Below are 21,807 nucleotides of genomic sequence, written 5' to 3'. Positions count from 1 at the left end.
GACCGGCCGGGTGTTCCGCCCCTCGCCATCCAGGCGTTCCCGCACGGTTTCTCTTCTTTCCTCTTCCCTCTTTCTGTCTCTTCTGTTCGCCCCCACCCCTGCCGCCCTGCCGCTCCACCTGCCGGCCCATGGCCGGGGCCGGGGGCTGCCGCCCGATCTGGCGCGTCTGCTGCGCCAGCGCCCCGGCAGCTGGGATCTGCCGGAGTTGCCCGGGTTCGGGGGGCCGCTGGAGCCCGATGGCGCGGTGGCCCGTGAGCAGCAGGTCTGCGCCGAGCTGCTGGGGGCCGAGCGCTGCTGGTTCGGGGTGAACGGGGCCAGCGGTCTGCTGCAGGCCGCGCTGCTGGCGCTGGCACCACCCGGCAGCCGGGTGCTGCTGCCGCGCAACCTGCACCGGTCCCTGCTGCACGCCTGTGTGCTGGGGCAGCTGCAGCCGGTGCTGTTCAGCCTGCCCTTCGATCCGATCAGCGGCTTGTGGCGGCCTCCGACCCCTGAGGGGCTCGGCCGGGCGCTGGCCGGGGCCCTGGCCGGCGGCCCCCTGGCGGCCGTGGCCCTGGTGGCCCCCACGTACCACGGGTTCGGGGCGGATCTGGCGGGACTGACCGCGGTGGTGCACCGGGCCGGTCTGCCCCTGCTGGTGGATCAGGCCCATGGCAACGGGGAGGCCCTGGCGGCCGGGGCGGACCTGGTGGTGGTGTCCTGCCAGAAGAGTGGGGGTGGCCTGGCCCAGAGCGCGGCCCTGCTGGCTCAGGGTCGTCGCTGGGACGTGGAGGCGGTGCAGCGGAGCCTGCTCTGGCTGCAGACCTCCAGCCCCAGCGCCCTCCTGCTGGCCTCCGCCGCCAGCAGCCTGCGCCATGGCCGCAGCGCTGCGGGGCTGGCCCAGCGCGCCCGGGCCGTGGAGGTGGCGCGACGCCTGCGCCGCCGCTGCCGGGACCTGAACCTGCCGCTGCTGGCCAACGACGATCCCCTGCGCCTGGTGGTGTTGACGGCCGCCCTGGGCATCGGCGGCCTGGACGCCGATGTCTGGCTGCTGGAGCGCGGGGTGCTCGCCGAGTTGCCGGATCCCGGCACCCTCACCTTCTGTCTGGGGGTTGCACCCCCCCGCGGGGTGGTGCGACGGCTGCCCCGGGCCCTCGCGGCGCTGGCCCGATGCCGCGGGGGCGAACCGTTGCCGCCCTTCAGCGCTCCGCCCCTGCCGCAGCTGGGGGAGCCGGAGCTGCCGGTGGGGCAGGCCTGGCGCGCCCCTGCCGAGCGGGTCCCCCTCGCGGCGGCGGCAGGCCGGGTGGCCGCCGAGCCCCTCTGCCCCTACCCGCCGGGTATCCCCCTGGTGATTCCCGGGGAGCGCATCGATCCTGCCCGGGCCCAGTGGCTGCAGGGGCAGGAGCGGCTCTGGCCTGGCCAGATCGCTGATACGGTGAGGGTTGTGGCCAGCTGATGGGAAGGCATCACGGCGGGCTGCGTCCCCGGCCCAGACCTGCCCCTCCCCGCGTTGGCCCCATCCCGCGTTTGTTCGAAGGCCGCCGTTGATGGACGACCCCAGTGCTGCGTCCCCGGCCTCGCCCTACCAGTGGGATTTCGTCACCCCCGGGCTGCCGGACGGGGCCTTCGACGCCGCCCCGGGCTTCAGTCCCACGCCGATGGAACTGCGGGTGATGCTGCTGGCCCATCTGCGGCCCCGGGCCGAGTCCCTCGTCTGGGATGTGGGCGGGGGCACCGGCGCCCTGGCCCTGGAGATCGCCCGGCTCATGCCCCGGGGCCAGGTGCACACCCTGGAGCGGGATCCCGAGGCGATTGCCCTGCTGGAGCAGAACCGCCGTCGCTTCGGGATCACCAACCTGCATATCCATCCCGGTGCGGCGCCGGATGATCTGGCCCGGCTCCCGCCTTCCCCCGACCGGGTCGTGCTGGAAGTCGGCCGCCCCCTGGGGGATGTGCTGCGGCTGGTCTGGCAGTCGCTGCAGCCCGCAGGCCGCCTTGTGATCAGCACCGCCAGCCTGGAGGGCCTGGTGGATGCCACCGATACCCTGGGCCAGCTCGAGGCGCGCGATGTGCAGGTGGTGCAGGCCACCGTCCACCGGATGCAACGGCGCGGCAGCCAGGCCAAGCTGGCCGCCGCCGAGCCGCTGTTCCTGATCGCCGCGGAGCGTCCGTGATCCCCCAACCCCGCACCACCACGTCCCTGCCGCGGTTGTTGAGCGGCTGGGCGGCCGGAGCCTTCGGCTTCGTGGTGGTGATGCTCGGCGGCTGGTGGTTCACGGTGGCGGTGGGTGTGATCGTGCACCTGGGTCTGCTGGAGTTCTTCCGGATGGCCCAGTCGAAGGGGATCCGCCCGGCCACCAAGACCACCCTGGTGGCGGTGCAGCTGCTGCTGGTCTCCACCCAGCTCGCCAGCCATGGCAGCTGGTTCGCCGGCGGCGTGGCGGCCGCGGTGCTGCCGGCTTCGGGGGCGGTGATCTGCGGCTGGCTGTTGCTGCAACCCGTCACCGGCACGATCGCCGACATCGCCGCCTCGGTCTTCGGCCTTTTTTATCTGGGCTTTCTGCCCAGTCACTGGATCAAGCTGCGGGAGCTCCCGGAGAACGGTCTGGCCCTCACCCTGCTGGCCTGCTTCCTGATCGTGGCCACCGACATCGGCTCCTACGTGATCGGCCGGCGCTTCGGCCGGCGCCCCCTCTCGCCGATCTCACCGGGCAAGACCGTTGAAGGGGCCCTCGGTGGGGTGGCCTGTGCGATGGCGGTTGGCGCCGTGGGCGGCACCTGGATCGGCTGGGGCTGGGGCTGGTTGATCGGCGCCGCCCTGGGAGCCGTGGTGGCCCTGTTCGCCCTCGTGGGTGATCTCACCGAGTCGATGATGAAACGGGATGCCGGACTCAAGGACTCCGGCGATGCCATCCCCGGCCATGGCGGCATCCTGGATCGCATCGACAGTTACCTGTTCGTACCGGCGGTGGTGTATTCCCTGGTCACCCTGGCGCTGCCGTTGCCCCTGGGCTAGGGGGACACGGGTCAGGGAGACACCAGGGCTTCGCCCTCCAGCACGATCAGTTCACCCTCCAGCGAGGCCCGTTCGATCCGGATCGCCGGGTCCATGGGCAGGTGCACCACAGCCGCTCCATCGAGGCGGCGGATCGCGATCGTGCCCCCGTCGGCGCCGATCGTGGTCCGGCACTCGACGGGCCGGCCGCCATCGGCTGCCGCCGCCGACAGCACCAGATGAGCGGCCTCGGTCCGGAACGCCGTCACCCGCTGGCCCTCCAGAAGCTGTTCCCCCAGGCTTTCGGCCAGGGGGAGCCACTCCGGCCGCCCGAGCGACTGGCTGAGTCCGCTCGCCGTGAAGCCCACCAGCCCCCGGACCGTGAAGGCCTGGTCGAGCTCCAGCGGCTGGCCACGCCAGAGATGGCCGAGCTGCACGGCGATCGCGCCGCTGCGCAGCTCGGCCCGTTCCAGCTGGAGGCCCTGGTACACCACCTGGGTGGCCTGAAGGCGAACCCCCTGCAGACGCCCCCGCAGCAGGCCGAGGGCCGAGCCCTCCAGTTGGATGTCCAGACTCTGGACGGCCTGGCACTGCTGCCGCACCCACAGCTGCAGGGCGCTGGCCAGGAGCTGCAGCACCGGTCCGCTGGCCTGGGAATCGGCGGCCATGGTCAGCGGGGCTGTCCTTCCCGCCAGGTGGCCGCGACGGTCTCGGGTTGATCGATGTGGGGGAGATGGCCGCAGGCTTCCAGCTCCCGCACCCGCTCACCGAGCAGGGCCAGGGCGGCCCTTTTCTGGGGCTGGCGGAGGATGCGGTCATCCGCGCCCCAGAGCACCTGCAGCGGTTGGGAAGGGAGGGGATGACCGCAGCCCGCGAACCCTCCTGTGCGCGCGAAGCGGCGCAGGGCCTCCCCCCAGCCGGGGGTCGCCAGATGCAGGGAGGCGATCTCGAGCTCCGCCTCACCCACGGCCCGGTCGGGATCGGCAAAGGCACTGCGGCAGAGGCCGCGGCGCACCCCCGGCAATCCCAGAAACCGCACCCCCAGGCCGTCGAGCACCGGTGGCAGCGGCATCGGCCGGCCGGTGAGCCCGGCGGGGGCCAGCAGCAGCAGCCGTGCGATGTGCTCCGGCCGCTGGCGGGCCAGCTCCACCGCCACCGATCCCCCCATCGAGGCCCCGATCAGGCCCACCGGGGCTTCGCCCACACGGTCGCCCAGGGCCGTCAGCAGGGCCCGCAGATGGCTAAGCACCGCCTCCGGCCCGTAGCGGGCCTCCGCTGGCCTGGGACAGAAGCCGAAGCCGAAGAGGTCCGGAATGATCAGCTGGTGCTGTTCCGCCAGCAGGGGGGCGAGACGACGGAACTCCAGGAAGGAGCTGTCGAAGCCGTGCAGCAGCAGCAGCGGCGGGCCCTGGCCGATGACCGCAACCGGCCAGGCCCCCTCCAGGCCGTCGAGCTGCCACCACTGAACGGCCCGGGCCAGGGCCCGGCCCTGGGGGTCGATCAGGCTGAGGGCGGCCCGCTCCACCAGGTGGCGGCACTGCTCCAGCGGGGTCTCAACGGCGGTGGCGGTGATCACGCTGCGGCACGCTCGCCGCTGCAGGTGCTGACCAGGGCGGCCAGCAGATCCACCGGTGTGACCCTGAACGGCAGGTGGTGCAGGTCGGACCCTGGGGCGCAGGCGAAGTCACAGGCCTGCTGAAGTTCTTCGAGGCTGGCTCGCCCCAGGCCCAGCTCGGCCAGGTCGCGCGGGATGCCCAGCTGCCGGAACAGCGGCAGCAACTGACGCCGGGCCTGGGCGGCCAGCTGGTTCCCCCCCAGCACCTCCTCCAGCCGCAGTTGCACGAGGATGCCGAAGCCGACCTTTTCGCCGTGGAGGGCGCCATGGCTGCCGGCGAGCTGGGTGAGCCCGTTGTGAACGGCATGGGCCGCCACGGTGCGGCAGCGGGCCCCACCCAGGCCGCCGATCACACCGGCGGTGAGGCCGCAGGCCTCGGCCACCCGCACCCAGGCTTCGCTGGCCGGTTCGGCCAGGGCCGTCTCCGCCTCGATCAGCAGCTGGTCGCGCAGCACCCGGGCCATCTGCACAGCCTGCTGGATGAGGCCATCGGCGCTTGCCGAAGAACTCACCGAGGCCTCATACCACTTGGCCAGGGCATCGGCGATGCCACTGGCCAGGGTGCGGCCGGGAGCGGTGCGCACCAGGGCATGGTCGAAGACGAGCAGGTCCGGGCAGCGCTGCAGCGCCACATCCCGCTGGAAGGCTCCGTCGCGGCTGTAGACGTTGGAAAGGGCGGTCCAGCCGGCGCAGGTGGCCGCGCTGGTGGGCACGGTGATGCAGATCAGACCATGGCGCTCGGCCAGCAGCTTGCCGGCGTCCAGCACCTTGCCGCCGCCGGCAGCGATGACCGCCTCCACCGTGCTGGCGGCTTCCCTGATCTGGCGGCTGATCCGCGCGAGGTCCTCCTCACAGCAGTCGAACGCCAGGCCGGCCTCACACGGGTTGAGGCCGGCCTGGCGGAGATCCAGGGCCAGTTGCCGGCGCAGGGCCTCGGTGGCCGCTCCCCGGCCCAGCAGCAGGGGTGTGTGGCAGAGGCTGGCTATCCGGGGAAGGGCCCGCAGCCAGGCTCCCTCGCCGCGGATCACCTCACGTGGTGCCACCCAGTGATGGCTGGGCTGCGAGGTCTGCTCGGCGGGCTGGAGGACAGGCTTGCTGAAGGGCCTGGAAACGGCGCGGCTGGATCGCTGCTGGGGCATGGCTGGATTGTAAAGATCGCGCCGTGACCCAGCGAACGGCTGTCCAGGGAGTTTCCAGGGAGCCGGTCCCCGGCCCGGGGACCGGAGCCTCAGGCTCCGGCGCCGGCCAGTTCAGGCTCCGGCGCCGGCCAGTTCAGGCACCGCGGCGATGGGCGCCTGCTTGAGGATCACCACCTGCTTGGCTTCGTTCACATCCACCACGGCGCTGTCCCCTTCTCCGATCCTTCCGGAGAGGAATTCCTCGGCGAGGGAATCCTCCAGCAGCCGCATCACCGCACGACGCAGCGGGCGGGCCCCGTAGGAGGGGTTGTAGCCCTCCTCCACCAGCCGTTCCTTGAAGGCCTCGGTGACCGAGAGGTGGATTCCCTTCTCGTCCATGCGTCCGAACACCTCCTTGAGCATGATCTCGGCGATCTCCTTGACTTCGTCGCGGGTGAGCTGACGGAAGACGATGATCTCGTCGAGTCGATTGAGGAATTCAGGGCGGAAGTACTGCTTCAGCTCCTCATTCACCAGGGACCGGATGCGGTTGTACTGGGTGTCTTCGACATCGCCACCTGAGAACTCGAAGCCGAGGCCGCCGCCACCCTTCTCGATCACCTTCGAACCGATGTTCGAGGTCATGATGATCAGGGTGTTCTTGAAGTCCACCGTGCGTCCCTTCGAGTCGGTGAGGCGTCCGTCTTCGAGCAACTGCAGCAGCAGGTTGAACACATCGGGGTGGGCCTTCTCGATCTCGTCGAACAGCACGACGGTGTAAGGACGCCGCCGCACGGCTTCGGTGAGCTGGCCGCCCTCGTTGAAGCCCACGTAGCCCGGAGGCGAACCGATCAGCTTGCTGACCGTGTGGCGCTCCATGAACTCCGACATGTCGAGCCGGATCATGGCGTCCTCGCTGCCGAAGAAGTAAGCCGCCAGCGACTTGGTCAGCTCCGTCTTGCCGACCCCGGTGGGTCCGGAGAAGATGAAGCTGGCGATCGGACGGTTGGGGTTCTTGAGGCCCACGCGGGCCCGGCGGATCGCCCGGGAGACGGCCTTGACGGCTTCGTCCTGGCCGATCAGGCGCTGGTGGAGGGTCTCCTCCATGTTCAGCAGCTTGGCCGACTCGCTCTCGGTGAGCTTCTGCACCGGAACGCCCGTCCAGGACGCCACGATGTGGGCGATGTCCTCTTCCGAGACCATGGGCGAACGGTCCGGATCGGAGAACACCTCGACCGCGGCTCCTTCGGGAGCTTCGGAAGCGGGTTGATCATCCTTGCGGGCCTGCAGGATCGTGCGGATCTGCTCGCGCAGCTCCACCTCCTTGTCGCGCAGTTCACCGGCCTTGGTGAAGTCCTGCTCGCGTACGGCCTCCTCCTTCTGCTTCTGAACGGCACGCAGTTGCTTGTCGACTTCCTTGGCCGCGGGCGGCAGCTTGGAATTCATCAGGCGCACCCGGCTGCCGGCCTCATCGATCAGGTCGATGGCCTTGTCGGGAAGGAAGCGGTCGGAGATGTAGCGATCCCCCAGGGTGGCCGCCGCAATCAGGGCTTCGTCGGCGATCTTCAGCCGGTGGTGCTCCTCATAGCGCTCCTTGAGGCCGCGCAGGATCTCGATCGTGTCTTCCACGGAGGGCTCGCCCACCATCACCGGCTGGAAGCGGCGTTCCAGGGCGGCATCCCGTTCGATGTGCTTGCGGTACTCATCCAGCGTGGTGGCACCGATGCACTGCAGCTCGCCTCGGGCCAGGGCCGGCTTGAGGATGTTGGCGGCGTCGATCGCCCCCTCGGCGGCACCGGCGCCGATCAGGGTGTGGACTTCATCGATCACGAGGATCACGTTTCCGGCCCCCCGGATCTCCTCCATGATCTTCTTGAGGCGTTCCTCGAACTCACCGCGGTACTTGGTTCCGGCCACCAGCAGGCCGATGTCGAGGGTGAGGACCCGCTTCTCCTCGAGGATGTCGGGAACATCGCCGGAATTGATGCGCTGGGCGAGCCCCTCGGCGATGGCGGTCTTGCCGACGCCGGGCTCGCCGATCAGCACGGGATTGTTCTTGGTGCGGCGCCCCAGGATCTGGATCACCCGCTCGATCTCGTGCTGGCGGCCCACCACGGGGTCCAGCTTGCCATCGGCGGCCTGCTGGGTGAGGTTGCTGCCGAACTCGTCGAGGGTGGGGGTCTTGGTGGAGCCCTTGCCGCCGCCTCCGGCGGCCACCTCGGCGGTCTCGCCCAGCATGCGGATCACCTGGGTGCGCACCTTGGCCAGGTCGACGCCGAGGTTCTCCAGCACCCGGGCGGCGACACCTTCACCCTCGCGGATCAGGCCCAGCAGCAGGTGCTCGGTGCCGATGTAGTTGTGGCCGAGCTGGCGGGCCTCCTCCAGGGAGAGCTCCAGCACCCGCTTGGCGCGGGGGGTGAAGGGAATCTCGACGGCCACGAAGCCGGAGCCCCGCCCGATGATCTTCTCCACCTCGACACGGGCGTCCTTGAGGTTGACCCCCATCGACTTGAGCACCTTGGCGGCCACGCCGGTGCCCTCACCGATCAGACCCAGCAGGATCTGCTCGGTGCCCACGAAGTTGTGTCCAAGGCGGCGGGCCTCTTCCTGGGCCAGCATGATCACCTTGATGGCCTTCTCGGTAAACCGCTCGAACATGGGCCGGGGCCTGTTGCAAGTTGATCCAACCTATCAGGATTAACCGGAGCGGTGTGGATGCGGTGGCTTCAGATCGAGAATCCCAGTTGCTGCAGGCCTCCGCTGCGTTCTCATTGCAACTCAATGCGGCAAATACTGGCCGCTGAGGAATAAGAAAAGGCGGTTATCCACACCCATCCGGCTGTCGATCCCCATCCCCCAGCCGCAGCCATTGGATCAGGGCATCCTCGCCGTTGCGGTAGTAACCGCGACGTCTGCCGGCCGTCGTGAAGCCAGCCCCCCTGTACAGGGCGATCGCGGCACGGTTCTCGACCCCCACCTCCAGGGTCGCCCGGGCGGCTCCGCGCCGACGCCCCTCCCGCAGCAGTTCCCCCAGCACCCGCCGGCCCAGCCCCTGGCGGCGCCGGTCCGGCAACACGGCCACCAGGGTGATGTGGAGCTCATCGATCACCAGCCAGGCGCAGCCCACACCCACCAGCCCATCCCCCGCCCAGAGCCCGATCCCGGGCCGGCCGGGATCGCCCAGTTCCGTGTGCCACTGCTGTGGGGTCCAGAGTCCCCGCAGGCACTGGCGATCGAGGGCGAGACACTCCTCCAGGTCGGTCGGGGCCAGGGGAGCCGACCGCAGCCCGCCGGTCGGGGGTGGTGCCTGGCTCACGGCCCAGCTGCGGCGGTGCTTCCGTACATTCTTTCGTGACGTCGATCTCCGAGAGCCGCGCTGCCGCCATGGTGATGTCCAGCGAAACCGTCACCGGCGCCGAGTCGCGGCCAGGTCAGTCCCCGGTTCCCTCCGCCCAGCCTGCTGCCGCCGTCGCCGCCGCCCTGCGGCCCTTCGAGCCGGAGCGGGACACGGCGAGCCCCAACCGCAACCTCACCCCGCTCACCACGGCCCTCGATGGCGAGGGCCGTCTCCAGGTCGGGGGGTGCACGCTCAGCGAGCTGGCCCGCACCTACGGCACACCGCTGTACGTGCTCGATGAGGCCACGCTGCGGGCCACCTGCCGGGCCTATCGCCAGGCCCTTGCGGCGGCCTATCCGGGTCCGTCCCTGGCGCTCTACGCCTCCAAGGCCAACAGCTCGCTGGCCATCACCGCGATTGTGGCGGAGGAAGGCCTCGGGCTGGATGCGGTGTCCGCCGGGGAACTGCTCACCGCCCTGGGCGGCGGCATGCCGTCGGAGCGCATCGTCCTGCACGGCAACAACAAGAGCCGCGAGGAGCTGGCCCTCGCGGCCGTCCAGGGGGTGACCGTGGTGGTCGACAACTGGCGTGACCTCGAGCTTCTCGCCGAGCTGTCACCGTCGTTCGAGCAGCCCGTGCGGCTGATGCTGCGGTTCACGCCGGGCATCGAGTGCCACACCCACGAGTACATCCGCACCGGCCATCTGGACAGCAAGTTCGGTTTCGATCCCGATCAGCTGGAGACCGTGCTGCACCACCTGCTGGGCTGCCCCTGGGCGCAGCTCACCGGCCTGCATGCCCACATCGGCTCCCAGATCTTCGAGCTCCAGCCCCACCGCGACCTGGCGGGGGTGATGGCCGACGCCCTGAAGCTGGCGCGGGATCTGGGCCATCCCGTCACCGACCTGAACGTGGGCGGAGGGCTGGGGATCCGCTACGTCGCCAGCGACGATCCGCCCAGCATCGAAGCCTGGGTGCGCACCGTGGCCGAGGCGGTGGCGGAGGCCTGCCGTCAGCGCAGCCTCGAGCTGCCGCGGCTGCTGTGCGAGCCCGGCCGCTCCCTGGTGGCCACGGCCGGCGTCACGGTCTACACGGTGGGCAGCCGCAAGGAGATCCCGGGGATGCGGACCTACCTCGCGGTCGATGGCGGCATGAGCGACAACCCCCGCCCGATCACCTACCAGTCGCTGTACACCGCGCTCCTGGCCGACCGTCCGGGGGCCGAGGCCTCGGAGACCGTCACGGTCGCCGGCAAGCACTGTGAATCCGGCGACGTCCTGCTCCGGGACATCGCCCTGCCCCCGGCCACCAGCGGCGATCTGCTGGCCGTGTTCGCCACGGGGGCCTACAACGCCTCGATGGCCTCCAACTACAACCGCATTCCCCGCCCCGCGGCGGTGCTGGTGCACGAGGGCCTGGCCGATCTGGTGCAGCGGCGCGAGCAGCCGGAAGACCTACTGCGCTACGACGTCCTTCCCGCCCGCCTCACGCCGGTAGCCTGAGGCCAGGATTGGGTTCAGGCGTGACCGGGCCGTGGCTTGGTGGTTGGCTTCGGTTCCTGGATGTCCGCCTGCTGCTGGATCTGCTGTTCGCGACCGCCCTTGGCGTGGTGGTGCTGGGCCGGGTCACCGAGGCCCGCACCCTCTGGTTGCTCCGGGGCTATCTGCTGCTGGTGGCCTTCGCCTGGGTGGTGCAGCGCTACGCCAGCCTGCCCCTCACCAGCAAGCTGGTGGACGCGCTCGTGCTGGCCTGCAGCCTCACCCTGGCCATCCTCTGGCAGGGGGAGCTGCGCCGGTTGATGGAACTGCTGGGCACCGGACGGATCGGGGTCCTGTTCGGCAACCGTCGCCGCGATCAGCTGGCCTCCGGCTCGGTGGCCGTGCTCAGTGAGGCGGCGGGACGGCTCTCCCAGTCGCGCCGCGGGGCCCTGATCGTGGTGGATCTCGGCAGCGACCTGCGGCCCGAGGACTTTCTCAACCCCGGCATCCCGATCGATGGCCAGCTCTCGGTGGACCTGCTGCTGAATCTCTTCGCCGTCGACACCCCGCTGCATGACGGAGCGGTGCTGGTGAAGGCGAACCGCATCCTGGCGGCAGGGGTGATCCTTCCCCTCTCCCGCCAGGGGCTCAACCGCTACGGCACCCGCCACCTCGCCGCGCTCGGCCTCACCGAGCGGTTCGACCGCTGTCTGGCGATCGTCGTCTCCGAGGAGACCGGCACCCTCGCCCTGGCGAGCCAGGGCCGGCTCGAGCGGCCGATCACCAGCAGCCGCCTTCACGATCTGCTCACCAAGTCCCTCGCTCTGCCCGCGGGGCGTAGCGTGGCCAAGGACACGCCGGATTCACGCGGATGAGTCGCGCCCTGGCGACCAGCAGCCCCACCCAGAGGCATCCGTTACCCGCGGGCCTGGATCCTGCCCGGCTGCCTGCCCACGTGGCGGTGATCATGGACGGCAACGGCCGCTGGGCCTCCCAGCGCGGCCTGCCCCGGGTGATGGGCCACCGGGAGGGGGTCGAGGCCCTGAAGCGCACCCTCAGGCTCTGCAGCGACTGGGGCGTGGGGGCCCTGACGGCCTACGCCTTCTCGACCGAGAACTGGAACCGCCCGGGAGAGGAGGTGCGTTTCCTGATGGCCCTGTTCGAGCGGGTGCTGGAGCGGGAGATCGTCGCCCTGGAGCGGGAGCAGGTCCGCATCCGTTTCCTCGGTGACCTCGAGGCCCTGCCGCGCGGCTTGCAGCAGCTGATCGCCGATGCCACCGCCCGCACGGCGGCCAACACCGGCATCCATTTCAACGTCTGCACCAACTACGGCGGCCGGGCCGAGCTGGTGCGGGTCGCCCGCCGGCTGGCGGAGCGGGTGGCGCGCGGCGAACTGGACCCCGCGGCGATCGATGAAGGCTGTTTCGCCGCCGAACTCCACACCGCCGGCCAGCACGATCCGGACCTGCTGATCCGCACCAGCGGCGAGCAGCGCATCAGCAACTTCCTGCTGTGGCAGCTCGCCTATGCCGAGCTGCACATCACCGATGTGCTCTGGCCGGACTTCGACGGGGCGGCCCTGCTGCAGGCCCTGCTCGACTACCAGAACCGCCAGCGGCGGTTCGGCCGGGTGGAACCTGCCGCCTGAGCGCCTTGCCCTCTCCAGCCCATCGCCCGTTGCCCGACGCCGTGATCACCCGACCGCCCATGCGCCACGACTGGACCCGTGCCGAGATCCAGGCGTTGCTGGAGCTGCCGCTGATGGATCTGCTCTGGCAGGCCCAGCAGGTGCACCGCGCCGCCAACCCCGGCTACCGGGTGCAGCTGGCCTCGCTGCTCAGTGTCAAGACGGGCGGCTGTGAGGAGGATTGCGCCTATTGCCCCCAGTCACTGCACCACAGCGCCGACGTGGCCGGTCGGCCGGAGCTCGCGGTGGCTCCGGTGCTGGAGCGGGCCCGCGCCGCCAGGCAGGCGGGGGCCCACCGCTTCTGCATGGGCTGGGCCTGGCGGGAGATCCGCGACGGCGCCCCGTTCGAGGCGATGCTGCAGATGGTGCGGGGCGTGCGGGAGCTGGGGATGGAGGCCTGTGTCACCGCCGGCATGCTCACCGATGCTCAGGCGGCGCGGCTGGCCGAGGCGGGCCTCACCGCCTACAACCACAACCTCGACACCAGCCCCGAGCACTACGGGCGGATCATCACCACCCGCACCTACCAGGAACGCCTCGAAACGCTCGAGCGGGTGCGCCGTTCCGGTGTGACCCTCTGCTGCGGCGGCATCATCGGCATGGGGGAGGGGCCCGAGGACAGGGCCTCCCTGCTGCAGGTGCTGGCCAGCCTGAACCCCCATCCCGAGAGCGTGCCGATCAATGCCCTGGTGGCGGTGGAGGGCACTCCCCTGGAGGAGCAGCCGGCGGTGGACCCCCTGGAGCTGGTGCGGATGGTGGCCACGGCCAGGATCCTCATGCCCCACTCCCGGGTGCGCCTCAGCGCCGGGCGGGAGCAGATGAACCGGGAAGCGCAGATCCTCTGTCTGCTGGCAGGCGCGGATTCGATCTTCTACGGCGACACCCTGCTCACCACCGGCAATCCGGACGTGGCGGCCGATCGGGCACTGCTGGCGGCCGCCGGGGTGCGGGTCGAGGAGGCGCCGACCGAGCCGCTCTGCCTGGCATGAGCCTGCGGGTGGCCGCCTTCTACCGCTTCGCCGCCTTCGAGCCGGCCGAGCTGCCGGCGCTGCGCCGACGGCTCCTGGGCTGTGCAGAGGCCGGCGCGGTCAAGGGCACGGTACTGCTGGCCCCGGAGGGGGTGAACGGCACGGTGAGCGGCCCCGCGGCCGCCGTGGAGGACCTGCTGGCGACGTTGCGGGCCGAGCCGCGCCTGGCGGCCCTGGAGGTGAAGAGCGCCCAGGCCCCCGCCCAGGCCTTTCACCGCTTCAAGGTGCGCCTCAAGCGGGAGATCGTCACGATGGGAGAGGCGGGCCTGCAGCCCTACCTCTCGGCGTCGGTGGGCACCCACGTGGCCCCCGACGCGTGGGATGCCCTGATCGAGGATCCGGGCACGCTGGTGATCGACACCCGCAATGCCTACGAAGTGGCGCTGGGCAGCTTCGCCGGGGCGATCGATCCCGGCACCCGCAGCTTCCGCGAGTTCCCCGACTGGGTGGAACGCCAGCTGCGCCCCCTGGTGGAGGAGCGGCGCCCGCAGGCGATCGCCCTCTTCTGCACCGGTGGGATCCGCTGCGAAAAGGCCACGGCCCACCTCTTGCGCCAGGGCTTCACGGGGGTTCATCACCTGCACGGGGGAATCCTGCGCTACCTGGAGCAGCATCCGGAGCAGGGCAGCCGCTGGCGGGGGGAGTGCTTCGTGTTCGACCAGCGGGTGGCCGTGAACCACCGGCTCGAACCCGGCGAGGCGAGCCTCTGCCACGCCTGCCGCATGCCGCTCACCGCCGCCGACCGCCAGCTGCCCAGTTACGCGGCGGGGGTGAGCTGCCGCCACTGCCTGCACCTGCACGACGAAGCCGACCGTCGCCGCTACGCCGAGCGCCAGCGGCAGATGGACCTGGCCAGGCAGCGGGGTGAGCCCCACATCGGCCGAAGCTTCAGCCTGCCGGCCCAAGGTGGCGCCTGAGCGCCGACCGGCGGAGGGCCTGCCGGTGCTCTACAGCTTCCGGCGCTGTCCCTATGCGATCCGGGCGCGGCTGGCCCTCCGTGCGGCTGGTCTCGAGCCGGGCCGGGATCTGGAGGTGCGGGAGGTGAGCCTCAGGGCCAAGCCGCCGGAGCTGCTGGAGGCCTCCCCCAGGGGCACCGTGCCGGTGCTGGTGGAGCGGGAGGGGCGGGTGCGCGACGAGAGCCTGGCGATCATGCAGTGGGCCCTGGCCGGGGGCGACCCCGAGGGCTGGCTGGGTTGGGATGGGGTCGAGGCGGCGGCCTTGATCGCCGAGAACGATGGCCCCTTCAAGCACCATCTGGATCGCTTCAAGTACGCCGCCCGCTACGGCCCAGCGGGGGAGAGCCGGCGGGAGGAGCACCAGGGCGCGGCCCTGGCGATCCTGAGGGGCTGGAATGCCCGGCTGGAGCGGGGTGGCTGGCTGCTGGGCCCGCGGTCGTCGCTGGTCGACTGGGCCCTGCTGCCCTTCGTCCGCCAGTTCAGGAGCGCCGATCCGGCCGGCTTCGATCGCCTCCCCGGCCTGCGGCCGCTCCAGGACTGGCTGGTCCGATTCCTCCAGGGCCCGCAGCTCGCCGCGGTGATGGCGGATCCCTGGGCCAGCCGCCATCCCTGGTGGTCGCCCCGCTGGCTCTACCACCTGGCTCTGCAGCCGGAGTGGCAGGCTGCCCGGGCTGCGGGGGGCTACCGACGCTCCACCCGGGGCCGGGACCTGGCGGAGGTGGGCTTCATCCACGCCAGCTACGCCCACCAGGTGGCGAGCACGGCCCGGCGCTTCTACGCCGACGCCGGCGCGGTGGTGCTGCTGTGTCTCGATCCCGTCCGGCTGGCGCAGGTCGGGGTGGAGGTGCGGCCGGAGCCGGCCCCGGGCACTGGTGAGCTCTTCCCCCACCTGTTCGGTGCCCTGCCGCTCGAGGCCGTGCTGTGGGCCGAGCCCTACCGGCCATGACCTTCCCGTTGGCGCAGATCGAGCAGGCGGCGGCCCGGCGCCGGCTGTTGCTGCGGCTGCAGGTGGGCCGCCTGGCGGGGGTGGGCTGGACGCTGCGCGTCGGCGTGGCCCGCCGCCGGGATCCTGGGCGGCCGGGCGATGGGCTGGTGCTGCTGGGAGAGATGAAGGGCTGGGCGCTGCCGCTGGCGGATGGGCTGCGGCTGGACACGCTGCGGGTGCAGGGGGAGGACAGCGCCGGGGTGGGCGCGTTGATCTGGGCCGCCACCTTCGCCTGGGCGCTGGAGGCGACCCCCTGCCGCCGGGCCAGGTTGCTGGCGATCCGGGATGGGGAGCGGCAGCACCGGCGGCTGGTGCGCTACTTCCGCCAGCTGGGCTTCGAGCCCGTGCGGGAGCTGGGAGCCGGCGCAGCCGATCTGCCCGCCCGGCTGCTGTGGGGTGGGGCCGGCCTGCTGATGGTGGGGGACTGCGCGGAGGGGCTGCGCCGCAGCGCCCGTCGCCTCGGCAGCGTTCCGGGGCCGCTCGAGGAACCCCCTAGGGTCAGCGGCACGGACCCTTTGCCGCCCTAGCCATGGACGTGTTGGACGCGATCTACGCCCGCCGGGCGGTGAAACACTTCGACCCCGACCACCGGCTCACCGCGGAGGAGGAACGGAGGTTGCTGGAGGCCACCATCCAGGCCCCGACGAGCTTCAACATTCAGCACTGGCGGTTCGTGATCCTGCGCGATCCAGCCCTGCGGGCCACCATCCGCAAGGACTACGGCAACGATCAGGCCCAGATCACCGATGCGTCGCTGCTGGTGCTGTTCACGGCCGACATGAAGGCCTGGAGCAAGCAGCCCGAGCGCTACTGGGCCAAGGCCCCCCAGCCCGTCGCCGACCTGCTGGTGGGCTGGATGGGCCCGTTCCACGAAGGCCGGGAGTGGCTGCAGCGGGATGAGGCCCAGCGCTCGATCGGCCTGGCGATGCAGACCCTGATGCTGGCCGCCACCGGGATGGGCTACCAGAGCTGCCCGATGATCGGCTTCGAGATCGAGAAGCTGGCCGAGCTGATCCGCCTGCCGCAGGAACATGTCATGGGGCCAATGGTGGCGATCGGCCGGGGAACCCAGGACCCCTGGCCCAAGCCCGGCCAGCTGCCCCTGGAGGACCTGGTGTTCGAGAACGGGTTCTGACCCGCCGCGGGGGCCCCGGCTGGGAACTCAGCGCTTGGAGAAATCGATCAGGGGGCCAGCCGGCACCACGCCGGAGGGATTGATCATGGTGTGGCTGGCGTAGTAATGGCCCTTGATGTGCTCCATGTTCACCGTCTCGGCCACCCCGGGAACGTGGTAAAGCTCCCGCACGTAACGCCAGAGGTTGGGGTAATCGACCAGGCGACGCAGGTTGCACTTGAAGTGCCCCACATACACCGGATCGAAGCGCACCAGGGTGGTGAACAGGCGCCAGTCCGCCTCGGTGAGGCGATGGCCCAGCAGGTAGGGCTGTTCCGCCAGGCGTTCCTCGAGGGCATCGAGGGTGGCGAACAGGGGCCGCAGGGCTTCCTCATAGGCCTCCTGGGTGGTGGCGAACCCGCAGCGGTAGACCCCGTTGTTCACGGTCTCGTAGATCCAGGCATTGAGCTGGTCGATCTCCTCCCAGAGATCCTCGGGGTAGTAGTCGCCGGGGGCGGTGCCGAGAGCTTCGAAGGCGCTGTTGAACATGCGGATGATCTCGGAGGATTCGTTGTTCACGATCCGCCCGGTGCTCTTGTCCCAGAGCACCGGCACCGTGACCCGGCCGCTGTAGTGAGGGTCTGCGCTGGTGTAGATCGTGTGGAGGAACTCGGCCTTGTGGATCGGGTCCGGGACCACCCCCTCGCCGGGATGGAACGTCCAGCCCTGGTCCCCCATGAACCAGTGCACCACCGACAGGGAGACGATCGGGGCCAGGCCCTTGATGCTGCGGAAGATGGCCGTGCGGTGGGCCCAGGGGCAGGCGTGGGAGATGTAGAGGTGGTAACGGTGGGGTTCGGCCCGAAATCCCCCCTCGCCGCTGGGCCCCGGCCGGCCATCGGGGGTGACCCAATGCCGGAACTGGGAGGCCGAGCGCACGAAGCGGCCGCCGGTGCTGCTGGTGTCGTACCAGCGGTCGTGCCACACCCCGTCGATCAGCAGACCCACGCCCCTCTCCCAGCGGCGCTCACCGTAACGAGCAGGCGCGCAGGCGGGTTCCGCTAGACAGGGAGGCTGACGGCACCGCCCCCATGCTCCGCTCCTTGGCCACGGTCGCGGCATCCCTGGGGGGGCTGGCCCTGTTGGTGTGGTTCATGGTCGTGCTGCTGGATCTCAAGCACCTCCAGTCCGGCTTCACCCTGCCCACCCCCTGACGGCGCGCCGGAGCCATGCGCGGCATGAAAGCCTTCGTGGTGGAGCGGTATGGGCCGCCAGACGTTCTTCAGATGAAGGATGTCCCCTTGCCCACCCCCCGGGCCGATGAGGTGCGGATCCGTGTCCATGCCACCACGGTCAGCTCAGGCGACTGGAGGATGCGCAGCCTGGAGGTGCCGCCGGGTTTCGGCCTGATCATCCGGCTGATCGCCGGATTCAGGCGCCCCAGGCAGCCCATCCTGGGGATGGAACTGGCCGGGGTCGTGGAGGCGCTCGGCCGCGATGTGGACCGGTTCCGGGTCGGCGATGCCGTCATCGGCTTCAGCGACGCTGCCATGGGTTGCCATGCGGAGTACTGCTGCCTGCCTGCCGCGGGGACGGTCGCCCCCAAGCCGAGTCACCTCTCCTTCGAGGCGGCCGCCGCCCTCTGCTTCGGTGGCACGACGATGCTGGACTACTTCCGCCGCGCCGGGCTGCGGCCCGGCGAGCGGGTGCTGGTGAACGGGGCTTCCGGTGCCGTCGGCACCGCGGCGGTGCAGCTGGCCCGGCACTGGGGCGCCGATGTGACGGGGGTCTGCAGCGGCGCCAACCTGGATCTGGTGCGATCGCTCGGGGCCCGCCAGGTCATCGACTACACCCGGGAAGACTTCACCCAGCGCGGTGAGGTCTATGACGTGATCGTCGATGCCGTCGGCACGGCTCCCCTGGCCCGTTGCCGGCGCTCGCTCAAGCCTGGGGGCCGCCTGCTGCTGCTGGTGGCCGGCCTCCCCGACCTGATGCTGAGCGGCTGGCACTCATGGATCTCGCGCCGGCGCGTGCTGGCGGGCCCGGCCTCGGCCCGGGCCGAGGACGTGGCGACCCTCGCGGCTCTGGCGGAGGCCGGGGCATTCGAACCGGTGATCGACCGCTGTTATCCGTTTGCCCAGATGGTGGAGGCCCACCGCTATGTCGACACCGGTCACAAGCGGGGCAATGTCGTGATCACCCTGGCCGGGATGGCGCCAGCGCTGGCGGGCTACGGAATGTGAGGGGCATCTGCCCGCCCGGAGGGCTGTGCATACGGTCTGGGTGAACGTTCCCTCCCCGCTGCGGCACCGCGATGACTGAGCTTGGCCAGTGCCCGTTCTCGGGCCACGCCGCGGCCACCGCCGCGGCCCGCGGTTCGGCGAACCATGCCTGGTGGCCCCACCAGCTCAATCTCGGGATCCTGCACCAGCACGCCCCGGCCTCCAATCCCCTCGGGGCCAGCTTCGACTACGCCGAAGCGTTCAGCCAGCTGGATTTCGCGGCCCTCAAGCGCGATCTCCTCGCCCTGATGACCGACTCCCAGGACTGGTGGCCGGCCGACTGGGGGCACTACGGGGGGCTCTTCATCCGCATGGCCTGGCACAGCGCCGGCACCTACCGCACCGGCGATGGCCGCGGCGGCGGCGGCACCGGCAACCAGCGTTTCGCGCCGCTCAACAGCTGGCCCGACAACGGCAACCTCGACAAGGCCCGGCGCCTGCTCTGGCCGATCAAGCAGAAGTACGGCAACCGCATCTCCTGGGCCGATCTGATCATCCTCACCGGCAACTGTGCGCTGGAATCGATGGGCTTGAAGACCTTCGGCTTCGGCGCGGGCCGCGTGGACATCTGGCAGCCGGAGGAGGACACCTACTGGGGCCGCGAGACCAGCTGGATGGGGGACGAGCGCCACAGCGGCGAGCGTGAGCTGGAGAATCCGCTGGCCGCGGTGCAGATGGGGCTGATCTACGTGAACCCCGAGGGCCCGAACGGCGAACCCGATCCGGTGGCCTCCGGCCGGGATGTGCGGGAGACGTTCGCCCGCATGGCCATGAACGATGAGGAGACCGTCGCCCTGGTGGCCGGGGGGCACACCTTCGGCAAGGCCCACGGCGCCGGCAGCCCCGATCTGGTCGGGCCTGGGCCGGAGGGGGCCTCGCTCGAGGAGCAGGGGCTGGGCTGGAGCAACCGGTTCGGCAGCGGCAAGGGCGCCGATGCCACCACCAGCGGCATCGAGGGGGCCTGGAAACCCCACCCCACCACCTGGGACCGGGGTTATTTCGCGATGCTGTTCGGCTACGAGTGGGAGCTGGAGAAGAGTCCGGCCGGCGCCTGGCAGTGGCGCGCCAAGGATGTGCGCGAGGAACACCTCATCCCCGACGCCCACGACCCCACCAGGCGGCACCGGCCGATGATGACCACCGCGGATCTGTCGCTGCGCTTCGATCCGATCTACGAACCGATCGCCCGCCGCTTTCACGTCGATCATCAGGCCTTTGCCGACGCCTTCGCCCGCGCCTGGTTCAAGCTCACCCACCGCGACATGGGGCCGAAGGTGCTCTACCTCGGCCCTGAAGTGCCCGCCGAGGATCTGATCTGGCAGGACCCGGTTCCCCCCGTCGATCATCCCCTGATCGGCCCCGCCGCCATCGCCGAGCTCAAGGGCCAGGTGCTGTCCAGCGGGCTCACCGTGCCGGAGCTGGTGGCCACCGCCTGGGCTTCGGCCTCCACCTTCCGCGGCTCCGACAAGCGGGGGGGCGCCAACGGTGCCCGCCTGCGGCTGGCCCCCCAGAACGGCTGGGAGGTGAACCAGCCCGGGCAGCTGGCCCGGGTGCTGGGCGTGCTCGAAGGGATCCAGCAGAGCTTCAACGCCGCCCAGGCTGATGGCACCCGGGTGTCCCTGGCGGATCTGATCGTGCTGGCAGGGGCTGCGGCCGTGGAGGAGGCCGCCCGCGCCGCCGGCCAGGCCGTGACGGTGCCGTTCAGCCCGGGCCGCACCGATGCCACCCAGGCGCAGACCGATGCCGCCTCCTTCGCGGTGCTGGAGCCCCAGGCCGACGGCTTCCGCAATTACCTGAAGCGCACCTACCGCGTGCCGGCGGAGGAGCTGCTGATCGATCGGGCCCAGCTGCTCAGCCTCAGCGCCCCGGAGCTGACCGTGCTGGTGGGGGGACTGCGGGTGCTGGGGGCCAATGCGGGCGGCTCATCCCACGGCGTGCTGACCCACCGGGTCGGCACCCTCAGCACCGACTTCTTCGTGAACCTGCTCGACATGGGCACGGTCTGGACGCCGAACTCCGACGCTGGGGCCGAAGCCGCGGCAACCTTCGAGGGGCGTGACCGCCGGACGGGCGCGTTGCGCTGGACCGCGACCCGGGTCGACCTGGTGTTCGGCTCCAACTCCCAGTTGCGCGCCCTGGCGGAGGTCTATGCCCAGAACGATGCGCCGGCCAAGTTCGTGGCCGATTTCATCGCGGCCTGGACCAAGGTGATGAACCTGGATCGCTTCGACCTGCGCGCCGCCGGGACAGGTGGCTGAGCTGCCCTCCCGGGGCCTGCTGCTGAGCCGGATCCTGCCGGAACCCCCGGCCCCGGGGGAAGGACTGCGGCTGGCGCTCTGGCAGGGCGAGGGACGGGCCGGCACGGCGGCTGCCGTGGAGGAGAACCTGCAGCGGCTCGAGCAGGTGAGTGCAGCCGCCGCCGGCTGGGGTGCGCAGCTGCTGGCCTTCCCGGAGCTCTACCTCGGTGGCTATGCCAGCGATCCCGCGCGGGTGCGGCAGCTGGCGGAACCGCTCGACGGCCCCAGCCTGCAGCGCGTGGCGGCCTGTGCCCGCCGTCAGGGGATGGCGATCGCCTGCCCCTACGCCGAGCGGGCCCTGGTGGCGGGTGAGGAGCGCTTCTACGACGCCATCGCCCTGGTGGATGCCAGCGGCACCCTGCTGAAGAACTACCGCAAGACCCACCTCTGGGGCCCCGATGAGCGGAAGTTCTGGAGCGAGGGCCACCGCTTCGCGGAGGAGGGGGACGCCTTCACCGTGCAGGCCGTCAACGGGCTCGGCGTGGGCCTGCTCAACTGCTACGAAGCCGAATTCCCGGAGCTCACCCGTCTGCTGGCGCTGCGGGGGGGCCAGCTGGTGCTGATTCCCACCGCCGCCGACACCTGGGTGCGGCTGAGTGACGGCCGGCGCACCGCACCTCCCTACCCCGATGTCTCCCGCACCCTCCTGCCGGCCCATGCGTTCCAGGACTTCTGCTTCGTGGCCTATGCCAACCGCTGTGGTCTGGAGACCGTGGAGGGCGAGCCCTGGGCCCACTACCTCGGCAACAGCGTGATCTGCGCCCCGGACGGGTCCCTGCTGCTGGCCGCCGACAACCGGCCCTGCCTGCTGCTGGCCGACCTGATCCCCGGCGAGTACCACCATCCCCATCCGGAGGGAACCACCTACTTCGCCGATCGCCGAACGGATCTCTACGGCGATCTGCTCAGCCCTCCGCTCACCAGGCGATCCCCTTAGCG

Annotated in this window: 21 protein-coding genes; 15 read left to right on the top strand and 6 right to left on the bottom strand. The window is 70.8% G+C overall.

What is annotated here, in order from left to right:
• The first annotated feature begins 10 nt into the window (after positions 1 to 10).
• The 3 genes from ACLNEE_RS01880 to ACLNEE_RS01870 all read left to right on the top strand — a co-directional run bounded on the left by ACLNEE_RS01880 (position 11) and on the right by ACLNEE_RS01870 (position 2,992).
• Positions 11 to 1,432, top strand: coding sequence for an Orn/Lys/Arg family decarboxylase (locus ACLNEE_RS01880; protein WP_411423912.1), 1,422 nt, complete (start codon positions 11 to 13; stop codon positions 1,430 to 1,432).
• A 91-nt stretch (positions 1,433 to 1,523) separates the two neighbouring features.
• Entirely contained in the window at positions 1,524 to 2,150 is a 627-nt protein-coding gene (gene cbiT, locus ACLNEE_RS01875; protein WP_411423913.1) for a precorrin-6Y C5,15-methyltransferase subunit CbiT, read from the top strand.
• Positions 2,147 to 2,992, top strand: a complete 846-nt coding sequence (locus tag ACLNEE_RS01870; RefSeq protein ID WP_411423914.1) for a phosphatidate cytidylyltransferase — start codon at positions 2,147 to 2,149, stop codon at positions 2,990 to 2,992. The genes cbiT and ACLNEE_RS01870 overlap by 4 nt, the downstream gene beginning before the upstream one ends.
• 11 nt (positions 2,993 to 3,003) lie before the next feature.
• On the opposite strand, the gene ACLNEE_RS01865 is transcribed toward ACLNEE_RS01870, so the two are convergent.
• From ACLNEE_RS01865 to ACLNEE_RS01845, 5 genes are all read right to left on the bottom strand, one after another.
• Positions 3,004 to 3,639 (bottom strand): LmeA family phospholipid-binding protein, encoded by a 636-nt coding sequence (locus tag ACLNEE_RS01865; RefSeq protein WP_411423915.1) that lies wholly within the window; start codon positions 3,637 to 3,639, stop codon positions 3,004 to 3,006.
• Between the two features lie 2 nt (positions 3,640 to 3,641).
• A complete protein-coding gene (locus ACLNEE_RS01860) occupies positions 3,642 to 4,547 on the bottom strand; it encodes an alpha/beta fold hydrolase (protein ID WP_411423916.1) in 906 nt (301 codons plus the stop codon).
• Positions 4,544 to 5,725 (bottom strand): iron-containing alcohol dehydrogenase family protein, encoded by a 1,182-nt coding sequence (locus ACLNEE_RS01855; protein ID WP_411423917.1) that lies wholly within the window; start codon positions 5,723 to 5,725, stop codon positions 4,544 to 4,546. Before ACLNEE_RS01855 ends, ACLNEE_RS01860 begins: the two co-directional genes overlap by 4 nt.
• Positions 5,726 to 5,836: 111 nt before the next feature.
• Positions 5,837 to 8,362: an ATP-dependent Clp protease ATP-binding subunit gene (locus ACLNEE_RS01850; protein ID WP_411423918.1), complete on the bottom strand. Its 2,526-nt coding sequence runs from the start codon at positions 8,360 to 8,362 to the stop codon at positions 5,837 to 5,839.
• 163 nt (positions 8,363 to 8,525) lie between these two features.
• Complete coding sequence (locus tag ACLNEE_RS01845; RefSeq protein ID WP_411423919.1) at positions 8,526 to 9,020, bottom strand: GNAT family N-acetyltransferase; 495 nt, start codon at positions 9,018 to 9,020, stop codon at positions 8,526 to 8,528.
• Positions 9,021 to 9,055: 35 nt separating this feature from the next.
• Here ACLNEE_RS01845 and lysA point away from each other — a divergent pair, with 35 nt between their 5' ends.
• Genes lysA through ACLNEE_RS01805 form a run of 8 tightly spaced genes read left to right on the top strand, consistent with a single transcriptional unit; the run spans position 9,056 to position 16,310 of the window.
• Positions 9,056 to 10,543, top strand: a complete 1,488-nt coding sequence (gene lysA / locus ACLNEE_RS01840; protein ID WP_412006715.1) for a diaminopimelate decarboxylase — start codon at positions 9,056 to 9,058, stop codon at positions 10,541 to 10,543.
• A gap of 20 nt (positions 10,544 to 10,563) precedes the next feature.
• Positions 10,564 to 11,394, top strand: coding sequence for a diadenylate cyclase (locus ACLNEE_RS01835; protein WP_411423921.1), 831 nt, complete (start codon positions 10,564 to 10,566; stop codon positions 11,392 to 11,394).
• Positions 11,391 to 12,167, top strand: a complete 777-nt coding sequence (locus ACLNEE_RS01830; RefSeq protein WP_411423922.1) for an isoprenyl transferase — start codon at positions 11,391 to 11,393, stop codon at positions 12,165 to 12,167. Before ACLNEE_RS01835 ends, ACLNEE_RS01830 begins: the two co-directional genes overlap by 4 nt.
• A gap of 5 nt (positions 12,168 to 12,172) precedes the next feature.
• The gene (bioB, locus tag ACLNEE_RS01825; RefSeq protein WP_411423923.1) at positions 12,173 to 13,195 is read left to right on the top strand and encodes a biotin synthase BioB; all 1,023 of its coding nucleotides are present in this window, start codon (positions 12,173 to 12,175) and stop codon (positions 13,193 to 13,195) included.
• Positions 13,192 to 14,151 (top strand): oxygen-dependent tRNA uridine(34) hydroxylase TrhO, encoded by a 960-nt coding sequence (gene trhO, locus ACLNEE_RS01820; protein WP_411423924.1) that lies wholly within the window; start codon positions 13,192 to 13,194, stop codon positions 14,149 to 14,151. The genes bioB and trhO overlap by 4 nt, the downstream gene beginning before the upstream one ends.
• Positions 14,141 to 15,136 carry a DUF952 domain-containing protein gene (locus ACLNEE_RS01815; RefSeq protein ID WP_412006714.1) on the top strand — a complete coding sequence of 332 codons (996 nt, stop codon included), beginning with the start codon at positions 14,141 to 14,143 and terminating at the stop codon, positions 15,134 to 15,136. Before trhO ends, ACLNEE_RS01815 begins: the two co-directional genes overlap by 11 nt.
• Positions 15,133 to 15,702, top strand: coding sequence for a hypothetical protein (locus ACLNEE_RS01810; protein ID WP_411423926.1), 570 nt, complete (start codon positions 15,133 to 15,135; stop codon positions 15,700 to 15,702). The genes ACLNEE_RS01815 and ACLNEE_RS01810 overlap by 4 nt, the downstream gene beginning before the upstream one ends.
• A 2-nt stretch (positions 15,703 to 15,704) precedes the next feature.
• Positions 15,705 to 16,310: a nitroreductase family protein gene (locus ACLNEE_RS01805; RefSeq protein ID WP_411423927.1), complete on the top strand. Its 606-nt coding sequence runs from the start codon at positions 15,705 to 15,707 to the stop codon at positions 16,308 to 16,310.
• Positions 16,311 to 16,337: 27 nt separating this feature from the next.
• Here ACLNEE_RS01805 and ACLNEE_RS01800 read toward each other — a convergent pair whose 3' ends face one another.
• Entirely contained in the window at positions 16,338 to 17,297 is a 960-nt protein-coding gene (locus ACLNEE_RS01800) for a glutathione S-transferase family protein (RefSeq protein ID WP_411423928.1), read from the bottom strand.
• A gap of 83 nt (positions 17,298 to 17,380) precedes the next feature.
• Here ACLNEE_RS01800 and ACLNEE_RS01795 point away from each other — a divergent pair, with 83 nt between their 5' ends.
• The 4 genes from ACLNEE_RS01795 (at position 17,381) to ACLNEE_RS01780 (ending at position 21,805) form a co-directional block, all read left to right on the top strand.
• Complete coding sequence (locus ACLNEE_RS01795) at positions 17,381 to 17,503, top strand: hypothetical protein (RefSeq protein WP_411423929.1); 123 nt, start codon at positions 17,381 to 17,383, stop codon at positions 17,501 to 17,503.
• Positions 17,504 to 17,518: 15 nt separating this feature from the next.
• Entirely contained in the window at positions 17,519 to 18,532 is a 1,014-nt protein-coding gene (locus ACLNEE_RS01790) for an NAD(P)-dependent alcohol dehydrogenase (RefSeq protein WP_412006713.1), read from the top strand.
• A gap of 71 nt (positions 18,533 to 18,603) precedes the next feature.
• Positions 18,604 to 20,829, top strand: a complete 2,226-nt coding sequence (katG, locus tag ACLNEE_RS01785) for a catalase/peroxidase HPI (protein WP_412006712.1) — start codon at positions 18,604 to 18,606, stop codon at positions 20,827 to 20,829.
• Positions 20,822 to 21,805: a carbon-nitrogen hydrolase family protein gene (locus tag ACLNEE_RS01780; RefSeq protein ID WP_411424558.1), complete on the top strand. Its 984-nt coding sequence runs from the start codon at positions 20,822 to 20,824 to the stop codon at positions 21,803 to 21,805. Before katG ends, ACLNEE_RS01780 begins: the two co-directional genes overlap by 8 nt.
• Positions 21,806 to 21,807: the final 2 nt, after the last annotated feature.

Origin of the sequence: Aphanothece stagnina RSMan2012, from assembly GCF_046764815.1 — a bacterium.
GTDB lineage: Bacteria > Cyanobacteriota > Cyanobacteriia > PCC-6307 > Cyanobiaceae > NIES-981.
This window is presented reverse-complemented; position numbering and strand designations above follow the sequence as displayed.

Coding starts and splice junctions, on each gene's coding strand:
- cbiT (WP_411423913.1), top strand. CDS start 1,524: ATGGACGACCCCAGTGCTGCGTCCCCGGCCTCGCCCTACCAGTGGGAT.
- ACLNEE_RS01865 (WP_411423915.1), bottom strand. CDS start 3,639: ATGGCCGCCGATTCCCAGGCCAGCGGACCGGTGCTGCAGCTCCTGGCC.
- ACLNEE_RS01855 (WP_411423917.1), bottom strand. CDS start 5,725: ATGCCCCAGCAGCGATCCAGCCGCGCCGTTTCCAGGCCCTTCAGCAAG.
- ACLNEE_RS01850 (WP_411423918.1), bottom strand. CDS start 8,362: ATGTTCGAGCGGTTTACCGAGAAGGCCATCAAGGTGATCATGCTGGCC.
- ACLNEE_RS01830 (WP_411423922.1), top strand. CDS start 11,391: ATGAGTCGCGCCCTGGCGACCAGCAGCCCCACCCAGAGGCATCCGTTA.
- trhO (WP_411423924.1), top strand. CDS start 13,192: ATGAGCCTGCGGGTGGCCGCCTTCTACCGCTTCGCCGCCTTCGAGCCG.
- ACLNEE_RS01810 (WP_411423926.1), top strand. CDS start 15,133: ATGACCTTCCCGTTGGCGCAGATCGAGCAGGCGGCGGCCCGGCGCCGG.
- ACLNEE_RS01805 (WP_411423927.1), top strand. CDS start 15,705: ATGGACGTGTTGGACGCGATCTACGCCCGCCGGGCGGTGAAACACTTC.
- ACLNEE_RS01795 (WP_411423929.1), top strand. CDS start 17,381: ATGCTCCGCTCCTTGGCCACGGTCGCGGCATCCCTGGGGGGGCTGGCC.
- ACLNEE_RS01790 (WP_412006713.1), top strand. CDS start 17,519: ATGCGCGGCATGAAAGCCTTCGTGGTGGAGCGGTATGGGCCGCCAGAC.
- katG (WP_412006712.1), top strand. CDS start 18,604: ATGACTGAGCTTGGCCAGTGCCCGTTCTCGGGCCACGCCGCGGCCACC.